Source organism: Pseudomonas sp. PD9R, from assembly GCF_019200975.1.
GTDB lineage: Bacteria > Pseudomonadota > Gammaproteobacteria > Pseudomonadales > Pseudomonadaceae > Aquipseudomonas.
The window spans coordinates 194486-216052 of record NZ_JAHTMR010000006.1 but is presented as its reverse complement, the minus strand read 5'-3'; the positions used below and the strand labels follow the sequence as shown (position 1 = coordinate 216052).

General features: G+C 56.2%; 19 protein-coding genes. 9 read left to right on the top strand and 10 right to left on the bottom strand.

What is annotated here, in order from left to right; all coding sequences use genetic code 11:
• The first annotated feature begins 88 nt into the window (after nucleotides 1-88).
• From KUF73_RS14775 to KUF73_RS14760, 4 genes are all read left to right on the top strand, one after another.
• Nucleotides 89-634, top strand: coding sequence for a hypothetical protein (locus tag KUF73_RS14775; RefSeq protein ID WP_218438801.1), 546 nt, complete (start codon nucleotides 89-91; stop codon nucleotides 632-634).
• Nucleotides 635-931: 297 nt separating this feature from the next.
• Nucleotides 932-2245, top strand: coding sequence for a C4-dicarboxylate transporter DctA (locus KUF73_RS14770; RefSeq protein WP_218438799.1), 1314 nt, complete (start codon nucleotides 932-934; stop codon nucleotides 2243-2245).
• A gap of 65 nt (nucleotides 2246-2310) precedes the next feature.
• The gene (locus KUF73_RS14765) at nucleotides 2311-3015 is read left to right on the top strand and encodes a FadR/GntR family transcriptional regulator (protein ID WP_218438798.1); all 705 of its coding nucleotides are present in this window, start codon (nucleotides 2311-2313) and stop codon (nucleotides 3013-3015) included.
• Between the two features lie 25 nt (nucleotides 3016-3040).
• Complete coding sequence (locus KUF73_RS14760) at nucleotides 3041-3742, top strand: GntR family transcriptional regulator (protein WP_218438796.1); 702 nt, start codon at nucleotides 3041-3043, stop codon at nucleotides 3740-3742.
• Between the two features lie 21 nt (nucleotides 3743-3763).
• Here the strand turns inward: KUF73_RS14760 and lanM are convergent, their stop codons facing one another.
• The 5 genes from lanM to KUF73_RS14735 form a co-directional block, all read right to left on the bottom strand.
• Nucleotides 3764-6844 (bottom strand): type 2 lanthipeptide synthetase LanM, encoded by a 3081-nt coding sequence (gene lanM / locus KUF73_RS14755; RefSeq protein WP_218438794.1) that lies wholly within the window; start codon nucleotides 6842-6844, stop codon nucleotides 3764-3766.
• A 58-nt stretch (nucleotides 6845-6902) separates the two neighbouring features.
• Entirely contained in the window at nucleotides 6903-7055 is a 153-nt protein-coding gene (locus KUF73_RS14750; protein ID WP_218438793.1) for a hypothetical protein, read from the bottom strand.
• A gap of 367 nt (nucleotides 7056-7422) precedes the next feature.
• A complete protein-coding gene (gene yjiA / locus KUF73_RS14745; RefSeq protein WP_218438791.1) occupies nucleotides 7423-8394 on the bottom strand; it encodes a GTPase in 972 nt (323 codons plus the stop codon).
• 121 nt (nucleotides 8395-8515) lie between these two features.
• On the bottom strand, nucleotides 8516-8713 hold the full coding sequence (locus tag KUF73_RS14740; protein ID WP_007895266.1) for a YbdD/YjiX family protein: 198 nt from the start codon (nucleotides 8711-8713) through the stop codon (nucleotides 8516-8518).
• 15 nt (nucleotides 8714-8728) lie between these two features.
• Entirely contained in the window at nucleotides 8729-10795 is a 2067-nt protein-coding gene (locus KUF73_RS14735) for a carbon starvation CstA family protein (protein ID WP_218438790.1), read from the bottom strand.
• Nucleotides 10796-10954: 159 nt separating this feature from the next.
• On the opposite strand from KUF73_RS14735, the gene KUF73_RS14730 reads away from it, so the two are divergent.
• Nucleotides 10955-11323, top strand: a complete 369-nt coding sequence (locus KUF73_RS14730; protein ID WP_218438788.1) for a PilZ domain-containing protein — start codon at nucleotides 10955-10957, stop codon at nucleotides 11321-11323.
• Nucleotides 11324-11421: 98 nt separating this feature from the next.
• On the opposite strand, the gene radA is transcribed toward KUF73_RS14730, so the two are convergent.
• Nucleotides 11422-12789, bottom strand: coding sequence for a DNA repair protein RadA (gene radA / locus KUF73_RS14725; RefSeq protein WP_218438786.1), 1368 nt, complete (start codon nucleotides 12787-12789; stop codon nucleotides 11422-11424).
• A 743-nt stretch (nucleotides 12790-13532) separates the two neighbouring features.
• Between radA and mscL the strand changes: the two genes are divergently transcribed.
• Entirely contained in the window at nucleotides 13533-13946 is a 414-nt protein-coding gene (gene mscL, locus KUF73_RS14720) for a large-conductance mechanosensitive channel protein MscL (protein ID WP_218438785.1), read from the top strand.
• 45 nt (nucleotides 13947-13991) lie between these two features.
• On the opposite strand, the gene KUF73_RS14715 is transcribed toward mscL, so the two are convergent.
• Nucleotides 13992-14768 (bottom strand): ferredoxin--NADP reductase, encoded by a 777-nt coding sequence (locus KUF73_RS14715; RefSeq protein ID WP_218438783.1) that lies wholly within the window; start codon nucleotides 14766-14768, stop codon nucleotides 13992-13994.
• Nucleotides 14769-15080: 312 nt separating this feature from the next.
• Here KUF73_RS14715 and KUF73_RS14710 point away from each other — a divergent pair, with 312 nt between their 5' ends.
• Together KUF73_RS14710 and KUF73_RS14705 are read left to right on the top strand one after the other, a co-directional pair.
• Entirely contained in the window at nucleotides 15081-15812 is a 732-nt protein-coding gene (locus KUF73_RS14710) for an autoinducer binding domain-containing protein (protein WP_218438781.1), read from the top strand.
• Between the two features lie 165 nt (nucleotides 15813-15977).
• Nucleotides 15978-17102, top strand: a complete 1125-nt coding sequence (locus KUF73_RS14705; protein ID WP_218438780.1) for a methyltransferase — start codon at nucleotides 15978-15980, stop codon at nucleotides 17100-17102.
• A 73-nt stretch (nucleotides 17103-17175) separates the two neighbouring features.
• On the opposite strand, the gene KUF73_RS14700 is transcribed toward KUF73_RS14705, so the two are convergent.
• From KUF73_RS14700 to KUF73_RS14690, 3 genes are all read right to left on the bottom strand, one after another.
• Nucleotides 17176-17343 (bottom strand): DUF2474 domain-containing protein, encoded by a 168-nt coding sequence (locus KUF73_RS14700; protein ID WP_218438778.1) that lies wholly within the window; start codon nucleotides 17341-17343, stop codon nucleotides 17176-17178.
• Between the two features lie 85 nt (nucleotides 17344-17428).
• The gene (cydB, locus tag KUF73_RS14695) at nucleotides 17429-18436 is read right to left on the bottom strand and encodes a cytochrome d ubiquinol oxidase subunit II (RefSeq protein ID WP_218438776.1); all 1008 of its coding nucleotides are present in this window, start codon (nucleotides 18434-18436) and stop codon (nucleotides 17429-17431) included.
• Nucleotides 18437-18439: 3 nt separating this feature from the next.
• Nucleotides 18440-19861, bottom strand: coding sequence for a cytochrome ubiquinol oxidase subunit I (locus tag KUF73_RS14690; RefSeq protein WP_218438774.1), 1422 nt, complete (start codon nucleotides 19859-19861; stop codon nucleotides 18440-18442).
• A gap of 465 nt (nucleotides 19862-20326) precedes the next feature.
• Here KUF73_RS14690 and KUF73_RS14685 point away from each other — a divergent pair, with 465 nt between their 5' ends.
• Nucleotides 20327-21565, top strand: coding sequence for an MFS transporter (locus KUF73_RS14685; protein WP_218438773.1), 1239 nt, complete (start codon nucleotides 20327-20329; stop codon nucleotides 21563-21565).
• Nucleotides 21566-21567 lie beyond the last annotated feature (2 nt).

The following is a 21567-nucleotide window of genomic DNA, read 5'->3' as shown; positions in this document are numbered from 1 at the left end:
GACCAAACTTTTTACAGGACAACGAATCGCCAACCCACAATGTAACGAGCGGCCTAAGTTATTCAACTATCAAGGAAGAGATACCACCATGCAAAAAACAGATAAGAACCAATCGTTTACGGCTCAACTTTTTGTGGATCACAAGCCGGTAGCGCTAGCCAGCAAGGTCATTCGAAAAATGCTCGAAGCCCCTGACATCGCTGAGGATTTCAAGCTTATCCTTGAAAAAAAGCTCGAACTTTATGGAGACGTTCTTCTGAGTTACACAGAGAATGTAATCCCTGAAACGTTCCTCTTCGATTATCACGATGATGTCTATACCATCAAGATTGAAGGCAGTGACGGAAACTTCCAAAGCACTGCAAGCATGGAAGGCGAGCTTCGCAATTTGTCAGTTTTCAACGGCAATGACCCTACTTACTTTCGCATCATCAACAGACTGGGTGAAAGTTCTAATCTGGACGACCTGCCAGACGAACTCAATACCATTCGCCTTCATACCGGGCCACAGCGCCGAGAGGTTCATACTTATGGTGACGCACCAAACTTCCCGGTTCTTACCGATTACGAAAAGCGTGGTGGAAAATTAGTATTCTTCGAACTTAAAATCATTAAGCGCAATATCGCCATGTAAAAAAATCGATCGAGTACCTTCGAGAGCAGAACTCTGAAAACCGGCCAGCGATGGCCGGTTTTTTTTCATCCGCAAACTCACGCTCACCTTTATGGAGCTGCCGAAGACTGCTCCTACAGGGACCGGCGCCACTGGTCAGACCGGTCATGCCAATTTTGCCGCCACCCCTTGTAATCCTAAAAAAATCGAGCGTAGACTGCGCCTGCACTGGACATACCGGTAAGACCACAATAATTAAATCCTGAAGCTGATGCGCTCTGCGCCCCGGCAGCCAGGACACCGACCAGGATTCCTCCCATGCTCAGATGGTGCTCGCGTTCAATCTTCCTCCAAGTGGTTCTCGGACTGGTGCTCGGCATCGTCTGCGGGCTGACCCTTCCCGAATACTCCGCTCAACTGAAACCGCTTGGTGACGGTTTTATCAAACTGATCAAAATGCTCATCGGCCTGATCGTGTTCTGCGTGGTGGTCAGTGGCATCAGTGGTGCCGGCGACCTGAAGAAGGTCGGGCGCATCGGCCTGAAATCGGTGATCTATTTCGAAGTGCTGACCACCATTGCTCTGGTGATTGGCTTGGTGTTCGCTTTCAGCACCGGTATTGGCAGCGGCGCGAACATTCATCTGGAGCAGCTTTCCGCCGCCGACATGGGTGATATCGCCCAGCGCGGCCAGCACATGCACACCACCACGCAGTTCCTGATGGACCTGATTCCCACCTCGGTGATCGGAGCATTTGCCGACAACAACATCCTGCAAGTCCTGTTGTTTTCAGTGCTGTTTGGCAGCGCGCTGAATCTGGTAGGCGAAGCAGCGTCAGGCATTTCACGTCTGATCAATGAACTCAGCCATGTGATCTTCCGCATCATGGGCATGATCGTGCGCCTGGCACCGATCGGTGTGTTCGGCGCGATTGCCTTCACCACCAGCAAATATGGCCTGGATTCGCTGCAACACCTGGGCAGCCTGGTCGGCCTTTTCTACCTGACTTGCACAGCGTTCGTGGCGTTGGTGCTCGGCCTGGTGATGCGCCTTTCCGGGCTGCGGATGTGGCCGTTGCTCAAATACCTGCGCGAAGAACTGCTGATCGTGATGGGCACCGCCTCTTCCGACGCCGTACTGCCGCAAATCATGCGCAAGCTTGAACATTTGGGCATTGGCAGTTCGACGGTCGGACTGGTCATTCCTACCGGTTACTCTTTCAACCTTGATGGTTTTTCTATCTACCTGACGCTGGCCATCGTGTTCATCGCCAACGCCACCGGCACACCGCTGGCCATGACCGACCTGCTGACGATTCTGTTGGTGTCGCTGATCACGTCCAAAGGTGCGCACGGTATTCCTGGCTCAGCCCTGGTGATTCTGGCGGCAACCCTGACAGCAATTCCGGCGATTCCGGTGGTGGGCCTGGTGCTGGTGCTGGCCGTGGACTGGTTCATGGGCATCGGTCGGGCACTGACCAACCTGATCGGCAACTGCGTGGCCACCGTGGCCATCGCCCGCTGGGAAAAAGACATCGATGTGCAACGAGCCAACAAGGTGCTTTCCGGCCAGGCGGGTTATACCTTCCAGCCGCGAAAGCCGGTTGCACCGGCACATCAGCAGGAATTCTGAAGCAACGGCGTGCCTGCCTCACGGTAGGCATGCCCTCACTCTCTTCGATGCTCCTGGAGCGATCAGTGATTACCACTTCAACCGTTGTAAATTCAGTCGTAGAAAAACTCAGGGCCGCGTTGGCTCGAGGTCAGTGGCGCTCCGGCGAAATGTTGCCGGGGCAACGTGAACTGGCCGAACAACTGGGCATCAGCCGCCCGAGTTTGCGTGAGGCGGTCATCGTTCTGGAAACCCTCGGTCTGGTGCGTTCCATGCCGGGCAAAGGTGTGGTGGTACTCGAGGCCAATCTCAGCGACAGCCAAACCCACGACAGCGCCGTCGCGGCGGCAAGCCTGGAGGACGTGCTGCAACTGCGCTACACCCTTGAACCGTTCATCGTCGGCCTCGTGGCGCAATCGATCAGCAGCAAGGAAGTCGGGCAATTGCGCCTGACTTTGATGGACATGCGCGAAGCGCTGGACGCCAACGACAGTGAAGCGGGAGTAAACGCCTACATCGCGTTCCACGAAGAGTTGTTCACACTGACGTCCAACCCGATTTTCCAAAGCGTGGTTCAGCAGACCAGCAATGCCCTCAAGCAAAGTGCCGAGGTACTGCGCAACTCCCCGGAACATTTGGCCGAACGCCTGGAAGAAAACGAAGCCGTGGTGCGGGCGATCCGCAGCAAGAACAGCGCACAGGCCAGCGCCGAGATGCGTCGGCACATCCTGCGCGAAGGCCAACGGATGGGCATCGAGTTGAACATCCCGGACGACAACCTTCGCAGTTGAATTCTCTTCGAACTGGAGACAGGCCATGAACAGCTTCGCCACAGCGCAGTACACCCGCGAATTACCAACGGCCCTGCCCTTTTGCGGCGGGCATCGTGCCAAGCCCTTGGTGGATGACCTCTACCCGCGTGTATTCGATGCCATTCTTGAGCAACGCATCACCCCGACCAGTCGTTTTACCGAAGAGAGCCTGGCGCAGATGTTCGACGCCAGCCGCAGCCAGATGCGTCGGGTGCTGACGCGTCTGTCCCATGAACAGGTAATCATCCTGCGTCCCAATCATCGTCCACGCGTCGCAACGCCTGCTCCCGAACAAACCCGGCAGATTCTCCACGCGCGTCGCCTGACGGAAACCAAGCTCATCCAACTTGCCTGCCAGCAGCCTCGCCGTGGCGGACTGTATGCGCTGCGTGAATTGATCGAAAAACATCGCCAATACCTGGAGTGCGACCAGCGCGGCTCGGCTATCCGCGTCTCAGGCGAATTTCACCTGCAACTGGCCCACCTGTCGGCTAACACCCCATTGGCGCACTTCCTCCACAGCCTGGTACCACTGACCTCTCTGGCGATTGCACAGCACAAGGAAAAGGCTGATGGTTACTGCTCCTGGAGCAAACACCTTGCGGTTGTCGACGCCCTGGAGCAAACCGACGCTAGTTCAGCGGTTCTGTTGATGACTCAACATCTGGATGATCTTGAACAACGGCTGATCAGGACGACTCCCTGAGTCCATCGACCGGAACAATGCTCAAGCGACGGTAATCGGCCTTGCAAACTCCATCGACAACACATCCGGCAAACTGTCATCCACGGTATTCAACAGGGCCAGGCCGACACCCGAAATTCCCAGCATCAAGCCGAGGTCGGGGACATTGCGCTCATCAAGAAAGTCTTCATTGAAGAAGTTATGGGCCACCTGAGACAGCGCCTGCTTCACTCTGGCGATACCCTCCTCATTGCGGGTCTCGCGATAGAACTTCAGCAAGCACAAAAGATTGCCGAAATCGCCATGGCACAGGCTATATCCAGAACCCAGCCCCTGATCCCACAGATGGCGTTCGCAGCGTTCGATATCCCGCGCAAGTGCAGCTTTGGTGTCGTCGTCGAATGCCTCACCCATCACCTGAACCAGCCAATCTCGTGCAATGAGGATGCCTGCATCGCCATGACACCATTTGATGGTGGATATCGACTTCGCCGTTTCACGCAGATCAACCCAGAAGCCATTGACGGTGAGGCGATTTTCCGCCTGCAGCCACTGAGCGATCAATTTCGCCAACAGTGGATCTCTCGTCACTTCCCACACTTTGCCCATCGCCAGTAACGCTCCGGAGATACCGTGGGAAAAACCGGTCCACAGAGGTTTACCCGTGGCCTTGAGCAGCAATGTTCCGTTTTCCAGCGTGAAAGCAGACTGAATGGCTAGCGAGAACTTTTCGATCAAATGCCGCAACGTTTCGCGTTTTTCAATTTGATAGAGATTCACCAGAACAGTCACAGTCCCGCACCAACCATGAATGAAATCGAACTCATCGCCCTCGCGCGGAAAAACTTCCAGCTTATGCAGTAACTCGTCGACAGTCGTCTGGTACGTTTTCCGGCCAGTCATAAGCTGGTAATTCACCAGAACGTATAAATAAGACGTCAGCCCAAAATAAGCACCCACGGTTAGCTCATTTGCAAAATGCCCATGGGACTTGACCATCGCACAGAGGATTTTCTCGGCCTCGTCCCGATAATGCGCCGCCCCGCTAACCCGGAACAGGCTCAGGTAGAAAATCGCCAATCCCCCCATCCCGCTGTACAAACCGCTGCCCATCGGCGAAATAAAGTTGCGCCGGGTTCGTGGGTGCGTGTCCATGAACGTCCAGCCAACATCACCCTCATCCCCCTCTATGCGCCATTTTTCAATGACCTCGGCAATGCGTATGGCACCTTGAAGGTAGTGTGCGCGGCTCAGGTGCGGCACTGCCTTAAGTTGATGCGCCCGGTTCAACGGTAGGTCTTCATTGGCAACAGGAAACAGGCACATCTGCAATATGTGTATCTGAAAAGCTTTGTCTATGAGCGAAAGGCTATCCAACTTGCGGTGGCAACTGTCGAACGGGCGCTCAATCGCCAAAGAGGCAACGGTCTGCCCATGTGCATTCAACAAGTGGTTGGACAGCAAGGGCAAGGTAAAACAGGGAAAGTTGGCCTTCTCCAGATCGATGATTTCATGCCTTGGAATCTCGTAATCGTTGAGTGTTTCACTCAACTCCGACCACAAGGTCGCCATTAGCAATTCCTGCTGGACCCGGCATTGCGTAAATCTGGGGTGGAGCATCATTGCGATGAAGTCGGCGTAACGTTGGGTGTTTTTGATCAGGACACGGGATTTCAATGCCCCTGCATGCTGCGTGAGCAACTCAAGGACAGCGTTGCGACAGTTCACCATTTCATCGTAACCGCGCTCGAAGCCAAGTAAAAATGCATCCTTGTAGTCAGCTACCGAACGCGTCTCACCTTCGAAAATGGGCAAGTGCCGAATAATGGGTCGATTGTCGACCTCAACCTGTTTCAAGCGGTAGAAACCCTGCTCACGAACCAGCTGCTTTTTTCTGCCTACGAATTGTTTCTGCCGACTCAGCCCACTGTAGTCATTGTCGGAATCCGGCGAATATGGCACGAAGCCGCTAGAGAAAACCGACTGGCTATTGAGCTTGATCGTTTTGAATAGCGCGCGGCTGTGAGGCAAATTGACCCTCAAGTCGACCATCACCGGTGTGAACAGGCACTCCAGATCGATCATCACCGGGCTGCTGCCGCAGGCAATGATGTTCTCATAGTGGAAGTCGATCCCATTCAAGGCGTGGATTACCGCAACTTGGGCACCGAGGCGTTGAAAGAAAAGCACCAGATCATTTTCGTTTTCGCAGACCAGGTTTTCGACGTTTTCAATCCAGCAACGGTTCTCTAGAGACACCATGATTGGTGAGTAAACGGTAAAACAGGCATTGCCTGAGGAGCACTGCAGTTGTGCAAGCAATGCATTGTAGAAAACCGCTTCCCGGTTGCTTCTGGGCTTGTACACCAATGAATAACCGCTGACCTGAACGCGGCAGACTGTTTCGCCATTACCGTGAGAATCCCCCAGACCAAGGTCTATCGAATCTATCCGCTTGCCGACCAATGGGTAAGCTGCCTCGAGTCGATCAATGTCTGCAACGAAATGTTCGATGACCTTGTAAAGGTAGGCCACTGTATCTTCGATCCGCTCCAGCAGCAGGTGTGTCAGCAGCGGGTACGATGTCAGAAACGGCACCAGTGCCTCATCTGCCAGCTCTCGGTTGAAGGTTTCCAGATCGAAATCGGCGTCTTCGGCGATCCGGCTGTTCAACTGATGAACCAGTGACTTGTCCGACAAGCCTTTAACCAGAGCGGTTATATGCGGACGGACACTGGGCAGAAATCCCTCAACGCTAATCCACTCACAAACGGAACTGTATTTACTGTCGTGTAAAAAAACGTATTTGAAATAACTATACCAACGGGCGTAGAAATTGCCGAAAGACTCATCCCGATCAACGTCGCAACCGAATGACAGCGAAACAACTAGCGTGATTTTCTGCTCAACCGCTCCAACTTTAAAATCATTTTCCTTATTAGCCGAAACTGAAAGGTTCTGACAATCTTTCAACAGTGCCTGTCGACCAAAACCAAAGTAACGCTGGATAGCCTTATCATCTTTATGCAGAAGCTCCAGTGTCTTGCGCAACATATCTTGATCTAGCGCAGTTATCACACCAGATGTTTTACGCTCTTTGAAATCTAGAACATTAGCCAACATCACTAATCACTCTCGACGAACAAGGCGGGTCACTGACCCACCCTGTATTATTGGAGGATCAGCAGCAGCCGAGGACGGTGCAACCCAAGGTCTCGCAAGAAAGCATAGTGCACATGACTTCACCACCTTTAGCACCGGCGCTACCAGAATTTACATAGGCTTCGAACTCAGCATCCAGTTCACCGGAAAGATCCATAATTTGTTCTTGCATAGTGTTTCTCCTGATAAAAAAGTCGCCTTGAATGGCGCCGACAAAAGGTAGCACTCACTAGCTTGCTGTACCTCCAGCCAATCAAAACCAAATGTAAAATGTAGATTAAAACTTTCCAACCGGTGAGAAATTCAACTAACAAAAAGAAACAACAAAACACCCATTCAGCACTAGAACCCAACAAAACCGAAACTCTGCATATCTTGCCGAATGAAACAAACCTTGAATTCACGCAAACCCGAACCAAACAAATCCAGGAGATTTTATTTAAATAAGTTAACTATTCTCACTTTCAAAAAAACAAAACGCCCGCATCAGGCGGGCGTTCGATATTCCGTTGTTCGTTTCAAGACAAGTACAGGCTCTCTCAGGCAGCCTCGACCCGCGCAAACCCTTCCCGAATTTTCTCTGCCGGCAAATCATCGGCGATAAACACAATCACGCTCTCGCGCACTTCGTCCTCGGCCCACTCAGTGTCCCAGTCAAAGCCGTACAGCTTCAGCACACCCTGAAACACCATGCGCCGTGGCTCGCCAACGATGCTCAGCACACCTTTGTAGCGCAACAATTGCTTGCCATGCTCTTCCAGCAGTTCGTTCATGAACTCGCTGAGTTTGTCGATATCCAGCGGTTTGTCGGTACGCAGCACCAGGCTGGAAATGCGGTCGATGGACGCGGCTTGGCTAACGGGTCGCAAACTCACGCCGCCACCGAGGTCGGCATTGAGGTTGAAACCGCGCACGTCGAGCAACTCGGCCAGGTCGATGTTGCCGTGGTCGACCACGCGGATGGGTGCACGGCGGTTGATTCGGGTCAGGCGCTCGCTCAACGCGGTAAAGGTCGGTTCATCCACCAGATCACGCTTGCTCACCAGCAAGCGGTCAGCGAAACCGATTTGTGCCTGAGCGATGGTCTGAGTCAGGTGCAGCTCGGCATGTGCCGCGTCCACCAGGGTGATGATGCCGTCGAGAATGTAGCGCTCGCGCAATTCTTCGTCGATGAAAAAGGTTTGCGCCACCGGTGCGGGGTCGGCCAGGCCGGTGCATTCGATCACCAGACGATCGAAGGCGATGTCGCCGCTGTCCAGGCGTTCGAGCAGCAAGTACAGGGCCTTGGTCAGGTCGGTGTGGATGGTGCAGCAGACGCAGCCATTGGACAGCGTCATGACTTGTACCGGCTCATCGCCCAGCAACTGGGTGTCGATACCGGCGTCGCTGAATTCGTTTTCGATCACGGCGATTTTAAGGCCGTGCTCGGCCTTGAGCAGGTGGCGCAGCAGGGTGGTTTTACCAGCGCCTAGGAAGCCGCTGAGGATGGTGACAGGGATTGGAGTGAGCAAAACAGAATCTCCCATACGCTAAAAAACTGTAGGAGCACGGCTTGCCGGCGATGGCGTCCTGAAGATCGCTATCGCCGGCAAGCCGTGCTCCTACAGTGCTGTGTTGCCTAGGCTTGGTGCATCAACAGCACTTCGGCCCACCCTTGCCACCGTAACGGGCTTCTTGGCGTTCGCGGAAGAACATCTCGTAGCTCATCACCGGTTTGTCCGGGTGTTTGGTTTGCATATGCTCGACGTAATTGTCGTAGTCGGGCATGCCGACCATCAGGCGTGCAGCCTGACCGAGGTATTTACCGAGGCGACTCAGGTCATTGAACATGCTGCAATCCTCAGGTTACGCATCCGGCAGGGCCTGGAATGGTGATTCTTTATCCGTACGCTCTTTTTGACCCCAGGAGGCAATGCCGACCTTGAGTGCATAGAACAGGATGCTGAACACCACGAACAGGAACAGCGCGGTCAGCGCTGCGTTGGTGTAGGCGTTGAAGATCACGTGCTGCATCTGCGTGATGTCCTTGGCCGGGGCGAGGATCTGACCATTGGCCAGGGCATCGCTGTATTTTTTCGCCAGCGACAGGAAGCCGATCGCCGGGTTGGCGTCGAACAGCTTGATGAAGCCGGCGGTGGTGGTACAGATCAACAGCCAGGCTGCTGGGAGCAAGGTCACCCAGATATAGCGCTGGCGTTTCATTTTGATCAGCACAACCGTGCCGAGCATCAGCGCGATACCGGCCAGCATCTGATTGGAGATACCGAACAGCGGCCACAAGGTGTTGATGCCGCCTAGCGGATCGATCACGCCCTGATACAGCAACCAGCCCCACATCGCCACGCAACCGCCGGTGGCGATCAGGTTGGCAGTCCAGGATTCCGTACGACGCAGCGCCGGCACGAACGAGCCGAGCAAATCCTGCAACATGAACCGTCCGGCACGCGTACCGGCGTCCACCGCGGTCAGGATGAACAGCGCTTCGAACAGGATCGCGAAGTGGTACCAGAACGCCATGGTGTTTTCACCCGGCAGGATACTGTGCAGGATTTGCGCGATACCGACCGCCAGGGTCGGCGCACCACCGGCACGCGCCAGAACGGTCGTTTCACCGATGTCATGGGCCACGGCTTGCAGAGCTTCCGGGGTAATTGCGAAACCCCAGCCGCTAACCGCTTGCGCCACGGCCACCACATCGCCGCCGACCACAGCTGCCGGGCTGTTCATGGCGAAGTACACACCTGGCTCGATCACCGACGCAGCAACGATGGCCATGATCGCCACGAACGACTCCATCAGCATGCCGCCGTAACCGATGTAACGGGCGTTAACCTCGTTATCCAGCAGCTTCGGCGTGGTGCCGGAGGAGATAAGCGCGTGGAATCCGGAGACCGCGCCACAGGCAATGGTGATAAACAGGAACGGAAACAGCCCGCCCTTCCACACCGGTCCCGTGCCGTCGATAAACTGGGTCACAGCCGGCATTTTCAGCTCGGGCATGGTGATCAGAATGCCAATCGCCAGGGCGATGATGGTGCCGATTTTCAGGAAGGTCGACAGGTAGTCGCGCGGTGCCAGAATCAGCCACACCGGCAACACCGCGGCGACGAAACCGTAGCCGATCAGCATCCAGGTGATCTGAATCCCGGTGAAGCTGAACGCTTTGGCCCACACCGGATCGGCGGCAATCTGCCCACCCAGCCAGATCGAACCCAGCAGTAACAGCACGCCGATGACGGATATTTCACCGATGCGGCCTGGGCGGATGTAGCGCATGTAAATGCCCATGAACATCGCGATCGGAATGGTCGCCATCACCGTGAAAATGCCCCACGGAGACTCGGCCAGGGCTTTGACCACGATCAGCGCCAGCACCGCGAGGATGATGATCATGATCAGGAAGCAGCCGAACAGCGCAATAGTGCCGGGGATACGGCCCATTTCTTCGCGGACCATGTCCCCCAGGGAACGGCCATTGCGGCGAGTGGACATGAACAGAACCATAAAGTCCTGCACCGCACCGGCCAGCACCACGCCAGCAATCAGCCACAGCGTACCTGGCAAATAACCCATCTGCGCCGCCAGTACCGGACCGACCAAAGGCCCCGCGCCAGCGATGGCCGCGAAGTGGTGACCGAAGAGGATATGTTTGTTGGTAGGAACGTAGTCCAGACCATCATTATTGAGCACGGCGGGGGTGGCCCGTCGCGCATCAAGCTGCATCACATTGTTGGCGATGAACAGACTGTAGTAGCGATACGCGACCAGATAGATGGCCACCGCAGCAACCACAATCCACAAGGCGTTGATCGCCTCACCTCGGCGCAATGCCACGACACCCAGGGCGCACGCACCAATGATTGCCAGCACCAGCCAGGGTAGGTGGCGTAGCGGGCTATTATTATTTTTCATTTTATTATTCCAGCCAGAGTGGACAAGAAAGACAGCCACCCCGAGTTTAGCTCTCCTGACGGCAAAGGCCATACCCCGACAATGGTCTAGCGCCCCCTCTGCGCTGGCAGCCTTGCGCAATGCGGGTCTATAGTCAGCGAACATCTCGAGGATTGCGCCATGAGCGACCACCCTGCCGACCGCCGCCGCTTCAAACGTATTGCGTTCGATGCCAAAACCGAGCTGAGTCAGGGGGATTTCACCTGGCCTGTAAAGCTGATCGACCTGTCACTCAAGGGGTTGTTGATCGAGCGGCCTGAGCCGTGGCTGGGCAATCCGCAGCAGGATTTTTTCGTCGACATTCACCTGAGTGAAGACATCGATATCGCCATGGATGTGGAATTGACCCACGAAGACCACGGCCAGCTCGGCTTCGTCTGCCGGCACATCAGCCTGGAGTCTATTGAACGCCTGCGGCGATTGATTGAGCTTAATCTGGGTGACGAGGCCGAACTGGAACGAGAGTTGGGTGCCCTGATCGAGGTTTGACCGCTTTACGTAGGAGCTGCCGAAGGCTGCGATCTTTTGATCTTGTTCTTTAAGATCAAAAGATCGCAGCCTTCGGCAGCTACTACAGGGGATTGACGCTATTCGAATAACGCGTCGAGGGCCTGTTCGAGACGGGTCACGGCGATGATCTGCAGCCCCGGCGGCGACTCTTTTGGCGCATTGCCCTTGGGCACGATGGCGCGCTTGAAGCCGTGCTTGGCCGCCTCTTTCAGACGCTCCTGACCGCTCGGCACAGGACGCACCTCACCCGACAGCCCGACCTCACCGAATACCAGCAGATCATGGGGCAGCGGCCGGTTACGCAGGCTGGACATGACGGCCGCCATCAGCGCCAGGTCGGAGGCCGTTTCCAACACCTTCACGCCGCCAACCACATTGAGGAACACATCTTGGTCGTGGGTGGGAATACCGCCATGACGGTGGAGCACCGCCAACAACATCGCCAGACGATTCTGATCCAGCCCCAGCGTTACTCGACGCGGGTTGGCCAAGTGGCTGTCGTCCACCAACGCCTGGACTTCCACCAACATCGGCCGCGTACCTTCCCACGTCGCCATGACCACACTGCCCGGGACTTCTTCCTGAGCGCGGGTCAGAAAAATCGCCGACGGGTTGGAGACTTCTTTAAGGCCTTTGTCGGTCATGCCGAACACGCCCAGCTCGTTGACCGCGCCGAAACGGTTTTTCACCGCTCGCAGCAAGCGCAACCGCCCATCGGACTCGCCTTCAAAATACAGAACGGTATCGACCATGTGCTCCAGCACGCGAGGCCCGGCCAGCGCACCTTCTTTAGTGACATGGCCCACCAGGAAAATCGCCGTACCGCTTTGCTTGGCATAACGCACCAGTAATGCCGCACTTTCGCGGACCTGGGAAACGCCACCCGGCGCCGATTGCAGTTGCTCAGTGAAAATCGTCTGGATCGAATCGATCACCATGACTTTGGGCTTTTCCTGCCGGGCCGTGGCGATGATGGTTTCGATGCAGGTTTCGGTCATGACCCGCAACTGATCTTGCGGCAAGCCAAGGCGTCGGGCACGCATGGCCACTTGCTGCTGGGATTCTTCGCCTGTGACGTAGAGCGCCGGCATGACCTTGGCGAGGTTGCACAAGGTTTGCAGCAAAATGGTCGACTTGCCGATACCGGGATCACCGCCGATCAGCACCACAGAACCATCCACCAGGCCACCGCCCAGCACCCGATCCAGCTCGCTGGAGGCAGTGGAAAAGCGCGGGATCTCTTCGACGCTGACTTCGGCCAGGGTCTTGATCTGCGCCTGCTGGCCGGTCCAGCCGGTGCGACCGCTGGGCGCTGCTGCCCCGCCACTTTCCACCATGGTCTCGGTCAGCGTGTTCCAGGCGCCGCATTCACCGCACTGGCCGGCCCACTTAGGGAAGGTTGAGCCGCACTCGGTGCAGCCGTACATGCGCTTGGCCTTGGCCATCTGAACCCCCGACAAAAAAACGCGATGATAGCTCAGGTGAGCCGGATCAGCGCGAGCGGTTGTCCTGGCATGCAGCTCTTCTCCGGGCTTAAGAAGCAGCAGGTGTTGAGTGGGAGAATCAAAAACGGCTTCATCTATATAACAAGAAACTTTACCAATTAAACAACGACAGCTAACGACTTAAGCTTTGGATGACATCTGTACTTTTACCATTCAGATAAAATTGTCTAAGTTTTCACTGCGTAAAGTTCAAAGAAACCAAGCCACCCCGCTACAAAACTTGTACACCCCCTAACAGCATACGAACAAAATGTATAAGTTAATATTGAAAAGCACCCTCAATCAAAACCAGAACAACCGCATTCGATCCGATCTTAATACTAAATTAAAATTTACAACTGTTCGGCAGACAAAATTTCTCCGGACTGTCCGCGAGTGGCTACATGCTTATAAGCCTTTATAGAGTGTTAGCTCTTTTCGAATCGGGATTGTCATCGATATCATCAAGGCGAATCGCGGAGGCTGCTCATTTGCGACCAGGACAGTACCGCCGGAGCAGCTAAAAGCACCTATGGCGACGATCGCAAAATGATCGAAAGCCCAAAGCATTCAATGTCCTGCAAACTTTTCTACCTTGCTCTGGTCGACTACAGGCAAGCGCCGTAAGCAGTTGTGTCGAGCAGGATGCACCTTGCTGATTTACACTGCGTTCACCAACCTCATCTGTAACAAGGAAATAACCTATGGGCGTGCTAAGTGAGTTCAAGGCCTTCGCGGTCAAAGGCAATGTGGTCGACATGGCCGTCGGGATCATCATTGGCGCCGCGTTCGGCAAGATCGTTTCGTCGTTTGTCGGTGATGTGGTCATGCCCCCCATCGGGCTGCTGATCGGCGGAGTGGACTTCAGTGACCTGGCCATCACGCTCAAGGCCGCTGACGGCAATGTCCCGGCGGTCGTGCTGGCGTACGGTAAATTCATCCAGAGCATGATCGACTTCATCATCGTCGCCTTCGCGATCTTCATGGGCGTCAAAGCCATCAATCGCCTGAAACGCGAAGAAGCCGTCGCCCCTACACTGCCGCCAGTTCCGACCAAGGAAGAAGAGTTGCTGGGCGAGATCCGCGACCTGCTGAAGGCCCAGAACAACCGGCCTTGAATGCTTTAGCTGCACAAAAACGGCGCCCTTGAGGCGCCGTTTTTTCTACCAGAAATTTTCCACTGCCACCTGACCGGGCCGTCGGCTGAGGCTCAAGTGCATGTCGCGTTGCTTGAGCAATTTGCGCGTGTCATCAATCATCTGCGGGTTGCCGCAAAGCATGACTCGCGAGTGTTCGGGCGTCAGCGCCACTCCCGCAGCGCGCTCCAGCTCGCCATTTTCGATCAGCGTGGTGATCCGCCCTTTCAGGGCGCCAGGATGCTGCTCGCGAGTCACCGTATTAATGAGCTGCAACTTGTGCGCGTACTCCGTCAGATACTCGCGCTGTGCCAGTCCGGCGATCAACTCCTGATAAGCCAGCTCCTTTGACTCGCGAACGCTGTAAACCAGGATGATTCGTTCAAATTTTTCCCACACCTCAAAGTCCTGCAGGATCGACAGAAACGGTGCCAGCCCCGTGCCGGTGGATAACAACCACAGGTCCCGCCCGTCTACGAAACGGTCGAGCGTCAGGTACCCGAAGGCCTGGCGGTCTACCAGCAGCGTATCGCCAACGCCCAGTCGACAGAGCTCGCTGGTGAACTCTCCTCCCGGTACGACGATGGAAAAGAATTCAAGGAACTCATCGAAGGGCGAAGACACCATGGAGTAAGCGCGCCAGACCGTGCTGCCATCCGCTTTGGTTACGCCCAGCCGGGCAAACTGCCCTGCACGAAATCGAAACCCCGAGTCCCTGGTGGCGCGCAGGGTAAACAGGTTCGGGGTCAACCGTTGAACGTCGAGCAACGTCTGGCGAGTATATTTTTCTTCACTGGCGGTCATGGGGGGCTCCATCAACAGATAGGCGCAGTGTCTCGCAAAGCAGGCGCCACAAACACCGGTGTTTTGTAGTGTCTTTTAGGCAAGCAGTCTTATTCTCACTTATATCAAAGCCCCAGCTAACTACTTGGTTAAGCAGAAAGCATTGATATTAATATCAACATACAAACAACCCTTAAGAACCAGACATATGTTTAATTTAACGCCAGCAAACCAAAAAAGTCTCAACACGAATATAAGAATTATCCTACACTCCAAATCGCGCCGATCCATTGGATCCAAACGCCAATTCCAACCTAATGTAGGGAGCCGATCATGGAACGATGGAAGGAACTACAACTCACACAGTTGTCCAACACGACTGAAATTGAGAGCGCCTACCGTATATCTCTAAGTTTCGCGAAAAATATTGGGTTTAAATTTTTTGCTTTTTCAACAAGTTATCCGACAAAAAACGAGCAGTTTCACACCGTACGATTCAACAATTACCCGACTGACTGGAACACCGAGTATGAAAAAAACAAGTGCAGCGCAATCGACCCAGTAGTAGCGCATTGCAATCACTCAATGCTGCCGGTTCTCTGGGATGAAGATCTTTATAGCGACACGCCATGGTTATGGGATGCACTTGAGCAACAAGGCTTGCAGCACGGCTGGTCACAAGCCGTTCATGACGAACAGAGCGGTCTGTGCAGCATTTTGAGTCTGGCCAGAAGCCATTGCCCAGTCAGCGCATGGGAGCTGTATGAAAATTTCGGTTTCTCCGTGTTCATTGGGCAACACCTGCACCGGTTGATCGCACAGACACTGCCCAAGTCATCTGCCAAACCTCCCATACCGCATTTATCACCACGGGAAGTTGACGTTTTGAAGCTGGCGGCGGACGGCAAGACCGCCTATGAGAGCGCCAGAATTCTCAATCTCAGCGCCCGTACCATCAATTTCCATGTGCAGGAAGCGATCCGAAAGCTCGGCGTCAGTAATAAGGTTTCCGCCGTCATCGCCGCCGTCAAGGCCGGCTATCTCAGCAGCGGCGCAATGCGCTGAGCCAAAAAACCTGCGAGTAATCCGATTCAAAAAAACGTACCATTCGCGGTCCCATCCTGAGTGATGACGTGTGAATTTTCCACGACGCAGTGCACTCGGACGGCCCCGCCCGCTACAACGCCCCTGAGCCGCGGGATACCCGTTGATTACCCAGAGCCCCGCCCCATGCCTTTGCTCGAAACACCTTTCGCCAGCCTCGACCTGATCCGCCAGCCCGAACAGCAGAACGAACCGCTGCAGGCTTTTGATGCGGCAGACGAGTACCTGCTCAACCATCTGGCCGAACAGCAGCCTTCGATCGACACACGGGTTCTGGTGCTAAACGACAGCTTTGGCGCACTGGCCGCCAGCCTGGCAGGCAAGGTCAACGTGACCAGCAGCGGTGATTCATTTCTGGCCCTTCAGGGGCTGGAAAAGAACCTGGTCCGTAATGGCCAGGCGTTTGATGCGGTGGCACACGTACCCGCAAGTCAAGTATTTGCCGGTCCATTTGACCGCGTGCTGATCCGCGTCCCGAAAACACTCGCGTTGCTCGAAGAACAACTGATTCGTCTGCAAGGCCAACTGGCGCCGGGTGCCCAAGTCATTGCGGGCGCGATGATCAAACACCTGCCGCGTGCCGCGGGCGATCTGCTGGGGCGTTACATCGGCCCGGTTCAGGCTTCGCTGGCAGTGAAGAAAGCACGTCTGTTGATTGCCACCGCAGAATCAAAAACGCCGGTCACCTCTCCTTACCCGACACGCTATCAGCTCGACTCGCCGGCTATCGAACTGCTCAATCACGCCAACGTGTTCTGCCGCGAAGGCCTGGACATCGGCACCCGCGCGTTTTTGCCGCACTTGCCGAAGAACCTCGGGACAGCACGGGTTGCTGACCTCGGTTGCGGCAATGGGGTACTGGCCATCGCCAGCGCCCTGCAAAACCCCGAGGCCCAGTACACGCTGGTCGACGAATCGTTCATGGCCGTGCAATCAGCCGCCGAAAACTGGCGTGGGGCGCTGGGTGATCGCGACGTGACCGTACGTGCTGGCGATGGTTTGGCCGGGCAAGAGCCCGAGTCACTGGACGTGGTGTTGTGCAACCCGCCGTTTCACCAGCAACAAGTCGTTGGCGACTTCCTGGCGTGGCGGATGTTCCAGCAAGCCCGGGAAGCGCTGGTGGTCGGCGGGGCGTTGTACATCGTTGGTAATCGCCACTTGGGTTACCACAGCAAACTCGCGCGGTTGTTCCGTGGCGTCGAGCAAGTGGCATCGACACCGAAATTCGTAATTCTCAAGGCCCGCAAGTAACACGGCAAAAAAAACCCTCCCATCGGAGGGTTACAAATCGGCGCCTGAAGGCGACGGGATGGAATGCAGGTTTTCAGTGAGTGGTCAGGCCGGCGGCGTTCATGAACATGCGCATCAGGCTGGCCACAATGAACAAGGTTCCGACGCTGCAAACCCAAATCAGGGCTAACCAGCCAAGCCGCTGCCACAGCGGCTTTTTTTCGGCGTGTTCAATTTCTTGCAAAGAATGTTTGCCGTTCATTGCTTCGATCTCCTTCAGATCAATGGCGCCGCTGCCGACGCCATCGCGAGCAGGCTCGCTCCTACACGGAACCGGGGCGCGGAGACTAGTGGTAACCGTCCTCGTGGGTGACCTTGCCGCGGAACACGTAGTAGCTCCAGAAGGTGTACCCAAGGATGAACGGGATGATGAACAGCGTGCCCACCAGCATGAAGCCCTGGCTCTGCGGCGGCGCGGCGGCGTCCCAGATCGAGATCGACGGCGGCACGATGTTCGGCCACAGGCTGATTCCCAGGCCGCTGTAACCGAGGAAGATCAGCACCAGCGTCAGCAGGAATGGCGTGTAGTGCGCATTGCGGGCCACCGCGCGGATCAGACCGTACAAGGTCACCAGCACCAGAATCGGTACCGGCAGGAACCAGAACAGGTTCGGTAATGTGAACCAGCGTGCCGCGATCTCGTTGTGGGCCAGCGGAGTCCAGATGCTGACGACGCCAATGACTGCCAGCAACACGAACGCCAGGGGCCGCGCCAGATCGTGCATCTGCTCCTGCAACTTGCCTTCGGTCTTCATGATCAGCCAGGTGCAACCCAGCAGCGCATAAGCCACCACCAACGCAGCGCCGCAGAACAGGGTGAACGGTGTCAGCCAGTCCAGTGAGCCACCGGCAAACTGGCGATTGACCACCGGCAAGCCGTCGATGAATGCGCCCAACGCCACGCCCTGGAAGAACGTTGCGGCAATCGAACCACCGATGAACGCTTTGTCCCACAGGTGTCGTTTTTCGTCCCGGGCCTTGAAGCGAAACTCGAAGGCGACGCCACGAAAAATCAGCCCGATCAGCATGAAGATCAGCGGCAGGTACAACGCCGAGAGCACCACCGAATAGGCCAGCGGGAAGGCGCCGAACAACGCCGCGCCACCCAGTACCAGCCAGGTTTCATTGCCGTCCCAGACGGGTGCGACGGTGTTCATCATTACGTCACGATCAGTCTTGCCCGGGATGAACGGGAAGAGAATCCCGATCCCGAGGTCGAAACCGTCCATAACCACGTACATCATGATGCCGAAGATGATGATCACGGCCCAGATCAGCGGAAGATCAATACCCATGATTCAAATCTCCTTGGTCAGGCTGTGGTCGTCTTCGGCCGCGGACAGCGGACGCGCCGGCGTGCGTTGCTGGCCAGGCCCACCGTCGTTGGTTTCCTTGCCTTCGTCGATCTTCGGCCCTTTGCGCACCAGGCGCATCATGTAGCCCAGGCCGGCACCGAACAGCGCGAAATACACCACGACGAACAGGATGAGGGTGATGCTCATCTGCACGAAACTGTGGTTGGAGGACGCGTCCGCCGTGCGCATCAGCCCGTAGACCACCCACGGCTGACGACCAATTTCCGTGGTGAACCAACCGGCGAGGATCGCGATCAGGCCGGACGGCCCCATCCACAATGCCAGGTACAAGAACGGTCGCGACGTATACAGCTTGTCGCGTTTACGCAGCCACAGGCTCCACAAACCGGTGAAGATCATCAAAAAGCCCAGACCGACCATGACCCGAAATGACCAGAACACAATGGTCGAATTCGGCCGGTCTTCAGGCGGGAATTCCTTGAGTGCCGGCACCTGCTTGTCCAGCGAGTGGGTCAGGATCAGGCTGCCCAGATAGGGAATTTCTACGGCGAATTTGGTCCTCTCTTCCTTCATGTCCGGCCAGCCGAACAGGATCAGCGGTGTCGCCTCGTTACCCTTGTTTTCCCAGTGGCCCTCGATCGCAGCGATTTTCGCGGGTTGATGCTCAAGGGTGTTGAGGCCGTGGAAATCGCCGATGACCGCTTGAATCGGCGCCACGATCAACGCCATCCACATGGCCATCGAGAGCATGGTGCGGATTGCCGGGTTGTCCTTGCCGCGCAGCAAGTGCCAGGCCGCCGAGGAACCGACGAAGAACGCCGTTGCGACGAACGCCGCCGTCGCCATGTGCATCAGGCGGTACGGGAACGACGGGTTGAAGATCACGGCCAGCCAGTCGGTCGGAATGACCTGGCCATTGATGATTTCGAAACCTTGCGGGGTCTGCATCCAGCTGTTGGAGGCGAGAATCCAGAAGGTCGAAATCAGCGTGCCGATGGCCACCATGACCGTGGCGAAAAAGTGCAGGCCGCGTCCGACCTTGTTCCAGCCAAACAGCATGACGCCGAGGAAACCGGCCTCAAGGAAGAATGCCGTCAGCACTTCATACGTCAGCAGCGGCCCGGTCACGGAACCGGCGAAGTCGGAGAAACGGCTCCAGTTGGTGCCGAACTGATAGGCCATCACCAACCCCGAGACCACGCCCATGCCGAAGTTGACGGCAAAGATCTTCGACCAGAAGTGGTACAGGTCGCGGTAGGTGTCGTTATGGGTTTTCAGCCAAAGACCTTCGAGTACCGCGAGGTAACTCGCCAGGCCAATGGTGATGGCGGGAAACAGGATGTGAAACGAGATGGTAAACGCGAACTGAATTCGGGCGAGATCAAGTGCCTCTAAACCGAACATAAGTCTTCCTCTGTCAGGTAGTACGGCTGCTGGCTGGGAGCCTGCATCCACGGTTCCCACGGTATGGAGTGCGGCGAATTCGAATTCGTTCTTTTTTTTACCGGCATCACAACTCAGGGAGTCTGGCCACCGGATCAATTCCTTTTGAGGGTTTTGATCTGGATCAATCAACGTTGAAAGAGTAGTCCCATTTGCGAGGTTGAACCGCGTGGTCTTTTGCCGCGTGACAAGTTGCCTCATAGGGCATCAACACTATCCCTGTAGGCGCGAACCTGCTCGCGATAGCGGAGGGTCAGTCAACATCATCGGTGGATGTCACACTGCAATCGCAAGCAGGCTCGCTCCTACAGGGAATTGCAGGGCTCAGAATATCGATGTCTGGCTAACTAAATTTTTTGTCATGGCAACTTCCTGTTACAGCTTGGTGATAATCTCGCCCTTCCCCTCCCCCAGATCTGCCTTCAAATGCCCAGCCAAGAGCCCTTGCTGTTACGTCATCACCGCCCTTTCCTCGCGTTCTGGCTGGCCCGGGTTTTTACTGCGAGCGGGTTTCAGATGCTCACGGTGGCGATTGGCTGGAACCTGTACCAACTGACCGGTAACGTGCTTGACCTGGGTTTGGTCGGGCTGGTGGAGTTCGCCCCGCGCGTGCTGTTCATGCTGCACACCGGGCACGTCGCGGACCGCTACGACCGGCGCAAGGTCGCGGCAATCTGCCAATCCCTGCAAGCGCTAATCGCCTTGTCGCTGGCTATTGGTAGCGCGACCGATCACGTCACCCGGGAAATGATCTTCATCCTCGCGTTCCTGCTCGGCGCCGCCCGTTCCTTCGAGATGCCGACCACCCAGGCCCTGCTACCAAGCATTGTTCCCAGCACCCTGTTTCCCCGGGCCGTTGCCGCTGCGCAGTCGGCCCAGCAATCGGCGACCATCGTCGCTCCGGCCCTCGGTGGCTTGCTTTATGCCTTCGGTAGCGTCTGGGTTTATGGTCCGACCGTGATCCTCTACATCATCGCCTGCACGCTGATGCTCAACCTGCCCGCGCGACAAACGCCACTGAACAAGGGCAAGGCCACCCTGGACTCGCTGTTGGCGGGTATTCGCTTCATTCGCAGTCGCCCGGACATTCTCGGTGCGATCTCCCTGGACCTGTTCGCCGTATTGCTGGGTGGCGCGACAGCGTTGCTGCCGGTATTCGCCAAGGACATTCTGCTCACCGGCCCGTGGGGGCTGGGCCTGCTGCGCTCGGCACCGGCGGTGGGTGCGCTGCTGATGTCGCTGTTTTTGGCGCGGTTTGCCGTGGAGCGCAACGTCGGGCGAGTGATGTTCACGGCGGTGGGTGTTTTCGGTGTCGCGACCATCGCCTTCGGCCTGTCGACCTCGTTCTGGTTCTCGCTGGCGGTGCTGGTGGTGTTGGGCGCGGCAGACATGATCAGCATGGTGATCCGCGCATCATTCGTGCAACTGGAAACCCCTGACGAAATGCGCGGCCGGGTCAGCGCCGTGAATGGTCTGTTCATCGGCGCTTCGAATCAGCTAGGCGAATTCGAATCCGGCCTCACGGCCCACTGGTTTGGCACCGTGCCAGCAGTGGTCATGGGTGGGATCGGCACGCTGGTGGTAACCGGAACCTGGATCAAACTGTTCCCGAGCCTGGCCAATCGCGATCGTATGCATGTGCCGAAGGAAGAGGCGACGGTCTGAGA